Here is a 12,470-nt window from a genome sequence, read left to right as displayed (position 1 = left end):
TGTTATCTGGTTAGTTTTTGGCGAAATAAATTAGATCAAACAATGCCGTGCGTGTCCATCACATTGATTTTAAGAATGATTATCTGGGGATTCCTCAGAGTAAAGCGTTAAATTTCGTGGGGCATCGTATTAATCAAAGAAAATTGAAGAAACGTTTCAGGCGACTAGAGGCTGATTTGGGCAATACATTGAAGCAGCAGGGAGCCAACATTTCGAATTCAGAATTCATGAGTACCTTAGATTTCTGGGTTAGTTATTATGTAACGTGTCTCCTCAGGAAAACGGAGCTTCCAAGTGACTTTTGGTGCGATGGCTCGAGATGGAATAACGAACGACATTCTCTAGAATTTTATGAGTTGTCAAGATACCAGTATTCCTTAAAGTGTGAGTTAGATATCCAAGATGAAAAATCATGTTATGGCGGGACTCTCTTGGCAGATTTCGAGTATGACCTGAAATTTAAAAAATTTATCTCTTACAAAATTATGCTATCGGTAGAGGATAATGAGTATCTGTTTTCATCGAAGGTAAAGTGAAAATTTAATAAAGCCATGAACGGGACACCCTGCCGATCTCGAAGCGCTAGAAAGTGTCGTGAATACATTGGTTTGGTCAGGTTTGGTGCGAGCACGTGCCCGTTATCACAACGTTATGTGTAAATGGAGAGTACATGCCACCGCATTCACTTAATGCAAGCCTCAACTATGTTGTATCGCAAGGTGTGGAAAATGCATAAGATGCAATTTCAAAAAATAACCTTAAGAGTGCCCAAGTGAGCTGGAACATGTCAAAGTGGTTACAAGCTTACTCGATCAATATTTGTTTCGTGGAGCCAAAGCTGGTAATTTTACCGAGAGGCTAAATGACTATTGTTTAACATATAAACCAGCAAATATTGAGACAGCTTACTCCCAATACGTTAACAATATGTATGTCCCTTGGCAGTTTTTAGATCATGCAATTGGGGCTCATAATTACTGGTTAACTCAGGAGTAATATACATATAATAAGGTGTTATATTCCTCCCAGCTTTGCGCCAGCTTCTCGTCTGCATGCTTCTAATAAACTATGAATAGAATCTAGATCCTGAAGCTTTCGCGCTATAGCTACTGCCCCGATAATCATTGCAGTTACCGACAAAATATCTTGCTCGTCACAATCCGTGTAACTTTTCGCGTATTCCATAATTGCTGCATTCATACCATGGAAAGTGTTCGCGTAAGCGATATTTGCTTCATCATTCTTCATGTTGATGTCTGTAACTAAGAACGCGAGTGGGCATGGATTCTTTCCTTTTACGTGATCCAGACTTAGGTATTCATTTAACAATAGGCATAGCCATTGTTTATTTGATAAATCTTCAGGCTTTAGGTTGGCAAGCTTGGTACTGCTGGTAGCGAAATTTAATGCTTCACGGTAAAGCTCTGCTTTGCTTGTAAAGTGCGCATAAAAAGCGCCTCGGGTAAGTCCACAGCTTCTCATCAAATCATCGATTGTCACGCCTTCAAAACCTTTTAATACAAATTGTCTGAAGGCACTATCAAGAATTTTTTCGCGGGTTTTATTTTTGTGCTCCTTTGTGTAGGGCATAAGGTTAGGCTTTCTCATATTTATATATGTTCTTTATCATATATAAATTCTGCTCTAGGATGAAGTCGATCTTTGGATGGGGGAAGTCAATATGAATTTGATTTCATTCTATCCATTTCTGAAATCAACCACACTGGAGATAGCATGGAAAAACACATTGGAAGTTGTCTTTGCGGCGACATTGAATTTTGCTTTGATAATGATCCTATAAATTCTATTTTTTGCTATTGTAAGGACTGTCAAGCGCTTACTGGATCGGATAAATGGTTTGGGCTTTGGGTGCCAATAGAAAACTTTTCTTTTACTAAAGGTACACCTTCCTCGTATACGCGTTCTGGGGATTCAGGAAAAGAGGTACATTATCACTTCTGTAGTACTTGTAGCACAGCTTTGTGCGCAGAGGTAACAGCGGGTAATTTTTACTCCGTATCGGCAACTTCATTAAAACATAATAACTTCACTCCAAAAATGTCGATTTATGCATCTTCAGCACCATCGTGGGCAACCTTTCCTAACAATGTTCCGAAATTTGACATTCTACCTCCAGGAATGGCAGGCTAAACGTATAACAAAAAAGCTGAAATAGGCTATGTGAACGGTAATATAACAAGGCGCTGAAACCGACTGCTAAAGTTGTTATTCTTTTGCATAAAGCGGCAAAACAAATGCTTTTTGTCAGCGGCTGAGTGCCGCGTCATAACTACAGGTCGACTTATGAGAAAAACTGTAAGTTCAGGCTCGCATCTTGAAGAACCAATAGGTTTTTCTCGTGCCTGTCGTGTCGGAAATCAAATCTCTGTTTCAGGGACTGCCCCAATAAAAAATGGTGAAACTGTTTATATTGATGACGTATACAATCAAACGAAATATTGCCTTGAGCTATCAATTGGTGCGATAGAAGAAGCTGGAGGGAATATTAGTGATGTTGTTAGAACTCGGATTATGCTTACTGATATTTCTCAATGGGAAGAAGCGGCAAAAGCTCACGGTGAGTTATTTTCAGCTATTAAACCAGCCTGTACTTTTGTAGAGATAAGCCGTTTCATTGACGAAAAATGGTTAGTTGAAACAGAAATTGACTGTGTAGTAATGTAGTTATAACAAGCTAATTAAGATGGGACTTTTAACTGTTGGCTAGGTTCTGTTCTGCTACACATTTTAGCTAACTATTTAAAAGCCCCTTATTGAGGTGCTAGTTTACTAGGAGAAATATATGAGCATGGATGTTGCAATTTGGGTTACTTGTATCGCGGCTTTACCAACTGTTCTCCCAAGATCAGGCGATTGGAGTGAGGAAAAATGGGATGATTTTACTTCCTATGTATACCCCAGCCCTAAAATGGATTGGCAGTTGACTCTAGAAAAACTGGATGATTCAGAGAAGCCCACCGCTCAAGCATTAAAATTGGAACCAGATTTAAAATATGGCTATGTGCTTTCATTAGAACCAATTGGCGCGGATGAACTTGGCTACAAAATGCTAGAAGACTCAATACAATCTATAGCAAACAAATGTGGTGTAGCTATAGTTGAAGGGCCAGCAGGTACCAATAAAGTTGATTCGAAATAGTAAACTAACAAGTCACTTAAAAGGACGCAAACCGCTGGCTTGTGTTTCTTCGTTGCTAATTTTAGCCAAGCATTATTGCGCCTATTAGTAAGGTGTTATGTATGCAGAGGGTATCGAGCGTGATTAAAAAAACAGTAATAACGATCATATTACTCTCATTAATAGCTGTGTTTATATTAGCAATGCCATCATACACGTTGTGGAGCAACTCTTTACAAGCTCATAAAAACCTAAAAAGAGGTGAAGTTCATAAAGTTTTAGGTTCGCCTAATCAAGAGTGGGCTAAAGCTTCAAGTATGGATATTTGGATTAAAGAGTTCCTCTTTGGTGGTGTACGCATTGATGTTATGTACAGTGGTAAAGATTGCAATTGGGATAATCGCTCAAGATCTTCAAGCTCCTGTAGTGTGCGAAACGTATATAGAACTTATTATACCATCTGGGGCAATAGCTGGTTTTTATCATTTCAAAGGCATTCATAACAAAGTTAATCAAACCGGGCGGACAAAGAGTAGTTGTCTTTGTTCGTACCCCACAAATTTTAGCCAAGCATTTTTCGCTTTCGACGAGCGTTATGTGTAGGGAAATATGGGACCTAAAACTAAAGAATTGGTAGCCGTTCTAGATGAAATGATTTCTTATCTAAAAGATGATGGAAACGAGAATTGGTTGATTTGGATGCAGGAAGCTAGAAAAAGGATCATACAATCCGATTTCAGTGGTGTAGAAAAAGTATTGGGTGCCTATGGCGGTATGGGTTCATTTAATGATTACTACTTATCCCGTACAACTCGTAAGAATGAAAGGTTCAGCTCATTACAATCTAAAGCTTGGTCGCTAGCGACTGAGATTAAACATGAATATCAAACCAGAACATAACAAATTGCTCAAATACATTCCGGCCACAAAAAACGTGGCCCCCATGGGAAAGCCTACACTGCGTTTTGGTTGCCCCTTTACAAAACGTTATAGCCTATGAAATATTTAGCAATTCTATTTTTCGTTGTCTCACTCAACGCATGTGCAAGCGATACAATTAAAGACGATAGTAAGTGGGCAAAAGAATACATGTTGCAGTTCCAGAAAGGGAAGATGCTGGCCGACGTATATAAGGTTTTAAGTCAAAAGAAAGAATCGGTGCAGTTTTATAACAACTGTACCGAAGAGTTCGAGTATCCGATGTCTTCGTGTGAAAAAGGTTATGGTTTGGTTACTACAATTAAGCTGCCAGGTCATGATACATCGTTAGGAAAAGGTGATTTACAAATGTATTTCACTTTCAATAATCAACAGCAATTAGTGTTTAGCATGCATGAACTTTATTATCCTGCACACTACTGATGCTGTCACAAACGGCTCAACCGGGAAAATTTTGGTGTCAATTGAGGTGAGCGTGAAAATAAAAAACAATAGACATTTGTATTTCTTGTCAGGCGCTTTAATCCTAATTGTTTTATTCTGGGGAAAAATCAATGATGGATTAGCGTGCTTAGCTTATTATGAACAATGTACTGCCGATAGGGTAAATGGGCTAACTAGAGAGGAATGCTTGATAAGAAACGATGCAGTAGCTTTTTTGTATGAAGGAAATGTTTGCCTTACTAGGCGTGTAAAATAAAATACCTAACAAAATGTTTTAACCAATGGACGCAAAACAGTTGGCTTTGTTCGTACCTCACAAAATTTTAACCGGTTACAACGACGTTCCACGTTCTGAGAATGGAGTGAAATTTGAACATCGATAAAAACGGATTTGAGATTCACTCTGGCTTTCTAGGTAATGACTTAATCAATGAAATCATAACTGAAATTGAATCATTAGGTTCCGATTATCCAAAACATGGAATCCGTAATGCCGAGAAAAAGCTCATCTTAGTTAAGAAACTTGTCGAGTCGGATTTGCTTCGAGATAAAGCTAAAAGCTTTCTATCCGGAAATCCCGAGGTGGTTCGAGTAATTGTCTTTGATAAAACCCCTGATAAAAACTGGCTTGTTACTTGGCATCAAGATAAGACTATTTCAGTATCTGACAAAAAAGAAATTGATGGTTGGGGGCCGTGGACTTTGAAAGATGGCGTTCATCATGTTCAACCAGCTCTAAATGTCCTGGAAGAAATGGTGACCTTCCGCATTCATCTTGATGATGCAAATGAGAGCAATGGCTGCTTAAAAGTAATTCCAAATAGTCAAAGTTTAGGTATTCTAAGTAAAAATGAACAAGATAGAGTTGTCGCCGAATCAGCAGAATATATCTGTTCAGCTAAATCTGGGGACTTATTGGTAATGAGGCCTCATTTACTGCACTCATCAAGTAAAGGAACTAAGCCAAGTCAACGTCGTATTGTCCATGTAGAGTACAGTAGCTTTCAGTTACCAATGGGGCTTGCATGGGCTTAAAAATCGCATGCAACAGGGCGCTGCAACCGACTGCCAAAACTGTTACTTGTTGTACAAAAAACCGTAAAACAAGCGCCACTTTTGTCAGCGGCTGCGGGCGACTTTATTCATTGCAAGGAGAGAAAAGTGATTCCTAAAGGGTTTAAATTACTTGACCATCTAACGGAAGAGCAGAAAGAACAATATCTTGCTGAGAAAGAAGCAAAGAAAATTGAACAGGCTAATGGTCAAAAAGTGCTGCGACGATTTAACAAGTTGGTTAAAGAACATGATTTTACTAGGCGTAGTAATTGGTTTTCTAAGGAGGTTGGGCATGTTGCGCATGTGGTTCACTTCCACAAATACACGTTCGGGCCAACATTTAGAATGCATGTTTTGATTCGGGCACTTAACGACTCTCGTGAATATGTTGCATTAAATGGTATGCCAGGTATTGATTTACACCCTTACGAACCGGGCTTCAAATATGAGAATAGTGAAGAATCAATTCAATTATGTGCTAATGCCATGTTTCAGGCTTTCCAAGAAATAGCAATACCTTGGTTTAAGTCAAATACACTTAAAGTGCTTATCTCAGGAAAAAGCCCGTTAATTGACTCAGGTCGTGAGGGTTTAATCGAGGCGCTAAATGGCAAAGGGAATCCTGAATATGTTGAAATATCAAGAAAGTTATTGGGATTAAAAGCATAACAAGGCGCGCAATCGGGCAGCTGACGCTCTCGTTTTGCTAGGGGCGTTATGTTTTCAGATGAATTATGGCAATCCTGAAGGAAGGTTCATGTAAGTTAGTTGTTGACTCTGTAGAGTACAGATGACCGATTCGAAGCAAACCGGCATATAGTCAGGGGGCTTTTGAAAACCACATAACCGCTGTAGCAGAATCAACCAAAAAGTCTGGCGCTGTTTTATCTATAATATTTCCTTGGATACGTTGTGAGAATTGGATTGGAACCCCCGAACTACCTGTAACACCAAAAGACATTGAAAATTGTATCAGGTCTGCTCTTCAAACTGGCTGGCAACCTGAAAAGAAAGGTAGTGTTTTTAAATTTGTTTATGAAATGAAAACATAATAAAGTCGTAAATGCGGGCACAAACAGTTGGCTTTGTTCGAGCTTTACAATTTTTTAGTCAACTATTTTAGTCGGGCACAACGGCGTTATAAGCGCATGGAACATAGATGATAAATTCCGATTTAGCGAGATATAACTTAAAGCTTGTTGAAAAGTCAGTTTGGATTGCCTTGTTTGGCTTATGTGCATTGATTGCTCTTACTTTTAATTATGATAGAGCCGATTTCGCAGTCTTAACTGGTATTCTTATAGGGCTAATTATTGGCGTTGTTAGTCCTTATTTATGGCGAAAAGATTACAAATTTTTGAATATAATTATCCCAAATTTTTTGTTGGTTTTTCCTGGAATTCATTTCATAAATTCAACAGACAGCGTTAATGTCGCATTCCAGTTCTATTCGAGTGTTATTTGCATTGCTGGTTGTTATTGGTTGGTTTTTAAAGAAAAACTAGTTAGGTATTTGAAGTAGGTTTATAACAAGTAATGCAATTCGGATACAAAATCCTGTCGCTTTTTTCAAAAACATGCGCCAAAATTTTTTATCGCTTAGGCGGGCGCTGGGCATACATCACGGAAGCATATGTCAAATTTAAAAATAGCTAAAAAGCTTTGTAACTTTTTAATCGAAGATGCAAAAGAAGATCTATCCCTGGTCGGAAATCTGGCAGACTTGTCAGGCTTCGATTTTCACGAGCTGGTAGTTGAATCAGTCCTGAGTCAGTTCAAGGAAGCATATGGTGGCCTTTGGGTTGGGGGAGCGGTCACCCTTACTCAAGATCATATTAATTTTACCCCAAACACCGTGAACGAGATATTCCATAAGGGCGACAATGCCCTTAGCATTCCTTTAACGCATATCTTTAATATTGACGTTGAATTTGGCTTCTTGACGAAAATCATCGCTGTCACAACACCGTACGGGATCTTTAAATTTAGATGCTTTGGTGCACAGAGCTTCATGAAGAAGATTGAAAGCCAAATACAGCACGGAAATGCCTAACAAACGCATTAAAAGTAATCTATTGCACGCTTTCTGGTTTGGCACCAGGCCCCAAAATATCAGCAAGCGTGTAGTGGGGGCCTTATGCGGACGTTCTGTTTACAAATGACCCACCTTTACATAAATCAATGCGCCATCCTCTTTCGTAAAAGGCGTATGCTGGCTCATGTGTGGGCTACGAAGCCAGGTGCCTTTGGGATACTGGCCATGCTCATCGTAAAATGTGCCTTCTAATACAAAGATTTCTTCCCCTCCCCAATGGGTGTGCGATTGAAATTGAGTGTGAGGTGCCCATTTAACTAAGGCGACCTTCTCACCTTTAAACTCATGCAACGGCATCACCGTTAGCCCATCTACAAGCCCTGGCTGCCAAGGGTGGTTTTGAGTGTCTATCATTTTTTGTTCTGTGTCGTCCTGAGCAAATTGATGTAGCTTTACCAATATAGTTGCTCCTTCTTTACCTATTTTTGGTGTGTGAGATGTACCAATTGGGTTGCGCACATAGCTCCCCTTTGCGTAGTTTTGATGCTCGTCCGAAAACACACCATCAAGTACTAAGAATTCTTCTCCACCACTATGAGTGTGTGATGAAAACGTTGAGTATGGTGCGTAACGAACGATAGAGGTCGCTCGTGCGACTTCATCTCCAACGCGATCAAGCATCATGCGCTCAACGCCAGGCATCGGAGAGTCAACCCATTTATAGTCGGCGGGTTGAATGACGACACGTTGCTTGAAATCTGCATTGATTAAAGTAGTCATATTGACCTCCAATAAAGATTGTTGCCTAATTTCTGCCAGCAATAACACCGCCGTCAACGTCCCAAATCGCGCCTGTTATCCAGCTTGCACTTTCGTTCAATAGAAACATGATAGCGTTGGCAACGTCATCTGGTGTGCCAATACGACCAATGGGATGGAAACTGTCAAAATCTGCAAGGGCATCATCCACTTCTGCCGGATCGATAAAAGTTTCGTAAATGGGCGTTTTCACAACCGCAGGTGACACAGCATTTACCCTAATATTATGGTCGGCCAGTTCCATTGCCATGTGCTGCGTTAACGCGTGTAATCCTGCTTTTGCCATTGAATAAGCAGAAGAGGGGGTTGCTTTGATCGCCTGCTTAGCCCACATGGAACCAATATGAACAATGGAGCCACTTCCATTGTTACGCATATTTTGGGATACGGCTTGGCTAATAAAGAAGGTAGCCCGATTCAGTAGAGCATAAGCATTATAATCTTCTATTCCGTGTTCTAAATATGGCTTAGGGTTGAAGTAACCTGCCGAATTAACAAGGTATTGGATATGCCTTTCGTCCGAGTTTATCGCTTGAATGACTCTGTCAACATCTTGTTGCTCATAGAGATTGGCTTGTAATGTCTCAATACTAACGTCATTGCTCGCTATTGCGGTTAACTGAGACCTGGCCGATTCCAGCTTATCAGCATTGTTGCCTAAGATAATCACACTGCTCCCTTGAGCGACGAGTTGTTTTGCTGTTGCAAAGCCCATTCCGCTCGAACCACCGACGATTAATGCAATGTTTGAAGTTGTCATAGATATTCTCCGATATATGTTAAGGTACGGAGATAATTTATCGACTCACCTTAGCGTTAAAAAGTAAGTACAAATTGGTAAGGTAGGTACTTTTTGGTACATCTTTATGAAAGATAGAGAAAAAAAATATTTGAGAAAAACAGCACCGACTGAAAGTGCAAAGATGGTGGAGACTATTTATGGCTGCAAATGGTCTCTTACGGTTTATCAGCTCTTGGCTGATGGAATCAATCGGCCTGGTGAAATGGTGCGCAGCATTGAAGGCTTAACCACCAAAGTTCTGAACCAGTGTCTGCGTAAAAATACGGAGTTTGGGATCCTGGAGCGAGTTTCTTACAATGAGGTGCCACCTAGGGTGGAGTACAAAGTCACTGATTTCGGTGCCAAATTTATGAAAGTCCTTGATGAACTTGAAAAACTACAAGATGAAATCGAAAATAAATTATAATAAGCGCGTCAACTCAGATTCATGAATTTACTCTCTGTTAGCGAGAATGTTTTTACTCTTGATTCATTTCTTTCTAGTAGAGCATGTGAACAATTTATCGTGCGGGCGGAAAAAGATGGGTTTCGTTCTGCTGATGTTGATACCAAAAAAGGACGGTCTCATTTAACTCACATTAGAAGTAATGAACGAGTAGATTGGGTTTCTGAAAAACTGACTGAGGATTGGTGGAATAAGCTTCCGCATCATCTTTTCCCAGAAATAGAGGGTAGAAAGGCCATTGGGCTATCTCCTCTCTTTCGTTTCGATCGCTATACAGCTGGCCAGAAATTTAATATGCACAAAGATGGAGGGCTGGTGTTGCTGGAAATCTACGATGATGACTCTTTTAGTCTACCTAAATGAAGGTTATAAAGGTGGCAGCACCAGGTTCCGGTAAGATGAAGTGGAGAACCATGCCGTGATAGGCTTGGCGCCCATCTTTAGTATCAGAGCACTATGATAGAGCCCGTTAGTAACTACATGTTTCGTGCTGATTATAGTTTTCAAGAGTTAACAAGGTTATTCGCTGGAACTGAAGTCCTTCGTGGCAATTTATGCACTACGTTGCCGCTACGTTAACATAAATTACAACTACAGCCAGCAGTCCTGTGATAGCGGCGTTAGTTGTGCTTGAGTAGCTTTTCTTTACCTCCATTAAACTTGATAGGTTCATATATTGGTGCAATGATATTGTTACTTGTCGTTGTTCACCATTTACTTGCAAAACAGGTGTGGCATTAGACATTACACGCATAACTACGTCAGGACTAATAAAGCTTGACTTGGTTCGTGCCTCACCAATTATAGCTAGGCATTATCAGCCCCTTTTGCGAGCGTTATGTTACGCTACTGGAAGTTATAAAATGGAAAAAATAGATATCATACTTTCTCTGCTTGTCGTGTTGGTGGCGTTACATACTTTTGGCGCACTATTTCGAACCTACAATGATTGGTATCGTGATGGTGGTAAACTCTATAGTTTTATTCAGCGAGAGCTTAGTAAGGGAAATTTCGAATCTGCGTTGTCTTCTTGTGAACGCCATCTGGCACGTTGTCCTCACGATGGGCAGCTTTTGTACCTCAAAGCTAAGGCGTTATACAAACTAGGTAAAACTACGGAAGCTCTTGCCGCGTTTGAAGTGCTTAAAAAATTAGAACCTGTATGGTCTGAAGACGCTGACAGTTACATACATAGTATCAAGTCCTCAACATAACAAGTTACGCGGTCTGACATTTTGAATTTTGCTCCGTTTTTTGCAGGGCCAGTGGCCTACTTTACATAAAACTCTATAGTAAGGCGTTATGTACCATGGCAAGTATGAAGAAAATCTTCAACGGCATTGATGTAACTTTAATAAATGAGCCTCATTATTCGATCAACTCGACTGATAATCTTCGTTCATATGAAGTGGAACTTTGTAGAAATATAAAAAGCGAATATTCTTCAGCACACGGCCTGTTCTTAGGTGAAATTGACAACCCTGAATCATCTGTAATTTTTTTGGGTATTGGTGGGGCAACAGTAGTTCACCAGTACTCTTTTACTATTAAGAATGATATTTGTTATGTGGCTTCAGGTGATTCTGTCTTCTCACTAAAGCTTCCTACTCTAGAGCTTATATGGGTAGAAAAAGTTGATTTTGCCACTTGCTTTGGTGTCTTTTGGGTGGATGAATATGATTGTTTAATTTCTTGGGGAGAGTTAGACATATGTAGGTTAAATTCCTCAGGTGACAAAGTATGGAGCATATCAGGCCCTGAAATCTTTACCGAGGGTTTTGAATTCGATGGTGACTATGTATTAGTTACGGACTTCGACGGTATAGTGCATAAAATCTCTATTGAAACTGGAGAGTCGGTGCCACTTGATAAATAACAAACCATTATAGTGACGCGGTTGCTCTCAATTTGTTCGGTTCCGTTTCGCTTGACAATTTTAGCAAGCTATTATGAACCTCTGAATGGAGATTAGTCGTCAGGTATGAAACAAATAGTTCTAAGTCCTCAAAATGGTTGGCAATTAGATCAGCTAAACATGAACGTCATAACGGAAATTTATAACACCTTCACACCGCTTTACGAAAAGAAGTTGGTTAAATATTTAACTTTTACGGTAGAAGCCAGCTCTTTCGAAGACAAAGATGGAAACACCCTTTGGTTTGAGTTTTTCATGCAAGAAGATATACGCGAAGAAGGGCATTTAATTAAACTGGAAGTATATTGTAAAGACTGGTTAAAGGACTCAAAAAGCCTTATCGTACAGCATGCATGTAGAATTAAAGAAAAATTTGGCTTAACGGATGTTATACAAAATGATGACTAACAAAACGCTCACTGGGACGCAAACACGTGGCGGTTTCGCCAATTTTGCCACGCGTCTGAACCCCTTAGCTTAGCGTTAAATGCCGAACGGAACTATGAGTAACCTCGAAAGACTACAAGCTTGGTATCAAGCCCAATGTAATGAAGATTGGGAGCATCAATTCGGTGTAAAAATAAGCACCCTCGATAATCCAGGGTGGAAACTAGAGATCGATTTAGAGGGAACTGACTTAGAAAAGGCCCAATTTGATGAGCTAAAGGTAAATTATGATTCAGAATCTGATTGGATAATTTGCCAAGTAAAGGGTCGTAAGTTTGTTGGGGCTTCTGGTCCCTTATTACTAGATAAAATGGTTGCTGCATTTCTTGAATGGAGTGACAGCATTCAAAAAATCCAGGCAAGGGACGCAGTAAACTGCGCCTCTGCTAAAAGCGTTAAGAGGCAAGAATAGTAGGTGTAACAATCACA

At 39.9% G+C, this 12,470-nt stretch carries 19 protein-coding genes; 16 read left to right on the top strand and 3 right to left on the bottom strand.

The features are described 5' to 3' along the window. Positions 1–1,014 precede the first annotated feature (1,014 nt). On the bottom strand, positions 1,015–1,608 hold the full coding sequence (locus MHN31_RS16005) for a TetR/AcrR family transcriptional regulator (protein ID WP_239444753.1): 594 nt from the start codon (positions 1,606–1,608) through the stop codon (positions 1,015–1,017). 126 nt (positions 1,609–1,734) lie between these two features. On the opposite strand from MHN31_RS16005, the gene MHN31_RS16000 reads away from it, so the two are divergent. The 10 genes from MHN31_RS16000 to MHN31_RS15955 all read left to right on the top strand — a co-directional run bounded on the left by MHN31_RS16000 (position 1,735) and on the right by MHN31_RS15955 (position 7,631). Continuing rightward, a complete protein-coding gene (locus MHN31_RS16000; RefSeq protein WP_239444752.1) occupies positions 1,735–2,151 on the top strand; it encodes a GFA family protein in 417 nt (138 codons plus the stop codon). 153 nt (positions 2,152–2,304) lie between these two features. Then, a complete protein-coding gene (locus MHN31_RS15995; protein ID WP_125564807.1) occupies positions 2,305–2,685 on the top strand; it encodes a RidA family protein in 381 nt (126 codons plus the stop codon). A gap of 118 nt (positions 2,686–2,803) precedes the next feature. Then, on the top strand, positions 2,804–3,160 hold the full coding sequence (locus MHN31_RS15990) for a hypothetical protein (RefSeq protein WP_239444751.1): 357 nt from the start codon (positions 2,804–2,806) through the stop codon (positions 3,158–3,160). A gap of 119 nt (positions 3,161–3,279) precedes the next feature. Further along, positions 3,280–3,642 carry a hypothetical protein gene (locus MHN31_RS15985; RefSeq protein ID WP_239444750.1) on the top strand — a complete coding sequence of 121 codons (363 nt, stop codon included), beginning with the start codon at positions 3,280–3,282 and terminating at the stop codon, positions 3,640–3,642. Between the two features lie 106 nt (positions 3,643–3,748). After that, positions 3,749–4,039, top strand: coding sequence for a hypothetical protein (locus tag MHN31_RS15980; protein ID WP_239444749.1), 291 nt, complete (start codon positions 3,749–3,751; stop codon positions 4,037–4,039). 96 nt (positions 4,040–4,135) lie between these two features. Continuing rightward, the gene (locus MHN31_RS15975) at positions 4,136–4,501 is read left to right on the top strand and encodes a hypothetical protein (protein WP_239444748.1); all 366 of its coding nucleotides are present in this window, start codon (positions 4,136–4,138) and stop codon (positions 4,499–4,501) included. 390 nt (positions 4,502–4,891) lie between these two features. Continuing rightward, positions 4,892–5,557, top strand: coding sequence for a phytanoyl-CoA dioxygenase family protein (locus MHN31_RS15970; protein WP_239444747.1), 666 nt, complete (start codon positions 4,892–4,894; stop codon positions 5,555–5,557). A gap of 126 nt (positions 5,558–5,683) precedes the next feature. Continuing rightward, entirely contained in the window at positions 5,684–6,247 is a 564-nt protein-coding gene (locus MHN31_RS15965; RefSeq protein WP_239444746.1) for a hypothetical protein, read from the top strand. A gap of 490 nt (positions 6,248–6,737) precedes the next feature. Continuing rightward, positions 6,738–7,100, top strand: a complete 363-nt coding sequence (locus MHN31_RS15960; protein ID WP_239444745.1) for a hypothetical protein — start codon at positions 6,738–6,740, stop codon at positions 7,098–7,100. A 111-nt stretch (positions 7,101–7,211) separates the two neighbouring features. Then, a complete protein-coding gene (locus tag MHN31_RS15955; RefSeq protein WP_239444744.1) occupies positions 7,212–7,631 on the top strand; it encodes a hypothetical protein in 420 nt (139 codons plus the stop codon). Positions 7,632–7,730: 99 nt separating this feature from the next. Here MHN31_RS15955 and MHN31_RS15950 read toward each other — a convergent pair whose 3' ends face one another. Further along, complete coding sequence (locus tag MHN31_RS15950) at positions 7,731–8,393, bottom strand: cupin domain-containing protein (protein ID WP_239444743.1); 663 nt, start codon at positions 8,391–8,393, stop codon at positions 7,731–7,733. A gap of 25 nt (positions 8,394–8,418) precedes the next feature. Next, complete coding sequence (locus MHN31_RS15945) at positions 8,419–9,198, bottom strand: SDR family oxidoreductase (protein ID WP_239444755.1); 780 nt, start codon at positions 9,196–9,198, stop codon at positions 8,419–8,421. Positions 9,199–9,298: 100 nt separating this feature from the next. On the opposite strand from MHN31_RS15945, the gene MHN31_RS15940 reads away from it, so the two are divergent. From MHN31_RS15940 to MHN31_RS15915, 6 genes are all read left to right on the top strand, one after another. After that, positions 9,299–9,640: a winged helix-turn-helix transcriptional regulator gene (locus MHN31_RS15940; protein WP_239444742.1), complete on the top strand. Its 342-nt coding sequence runs from the start codon at positions 9,299–9,301 to the stop codon at positions 9,638–9,640. Between the two features lie 21 nt (positions 9,641–9,661). Continuing rightward, positions 9,662–10,042, top strand: a complete 381-nt coding sequence (locus MHN31_RS15935) for a hypothetical protein (RefSeq protein WP_239444741.1) — start codon at positions 9,662–9,664, stop codon at positions 10,040–10,042. A 500-nt stretch (positions 10,043–10,542) separates the two neighbouring features. After that, on the top strand, positions 10,543–10,893 hold the full coding sequence (locus MHN31_RS15930) for a bacterial transcriptional activator domain-containing protein (RefSeq protein WP_239444740.1): 351 nt from the start codon (positions 10,543–10,545) through the stop codon (positions 10,891–10,893). 95 nt (positions 10,894–10,988) lie between these two features. Continuing rightward, positions 10,989–11,555 carry a hypothetical protein gene (locus MHN31_RS15925; RefSeq protein WP_239444739.1) on the top strand — a complete coding sequence of 189 codons (567 nt, stop codon included), beginning with the start codon at positions 10,989–10,991 and terminating at the stop codon, positions 11,553–11,555. Positions 11,556–11,660: 105 nt separating this feature from the next. Then, complete coding sequence (locus MHN31_RS15920) at positions 11,661–12,002, top strand: hypothetical protein (RefSeq protein WP_239444738.1); 342 nt, start codon at positions 11,661–11,663, stop codon at positions 12,000–12,002. 94 nt (positions 12,003–12,096) lie between these two features. Then, positions 12,097–12,453: an immunity 53 family protein gene (locus MHN31_RS15915; RefSeq protein ID WP_239444737.1), complete on the top strand. Its 357-nt coding sequence runs from the start codon at positions 12,097–12,099 to the stop codon at positions 12,451–12,453. The last annotated feature ends 17 nt before the right edge of the window (positions 12,454–12,470 follow it).

The sequence above is a fragment of the Pseudoalteromonas sp. McH1-42 genome, assembly GCF_022347845.1.
Taxonomy (GTDB): domain Bacteria; phylum Pseudomonadota; class Gammaproteobacteria; order Enterobacterales; family Alteromonadaceae; genus Pseudoalteromonas; species Pseudoalteromonas rubra_D.
This window is presented reverse-complemented; position numbering and strand designations above follow the sequence as displayed.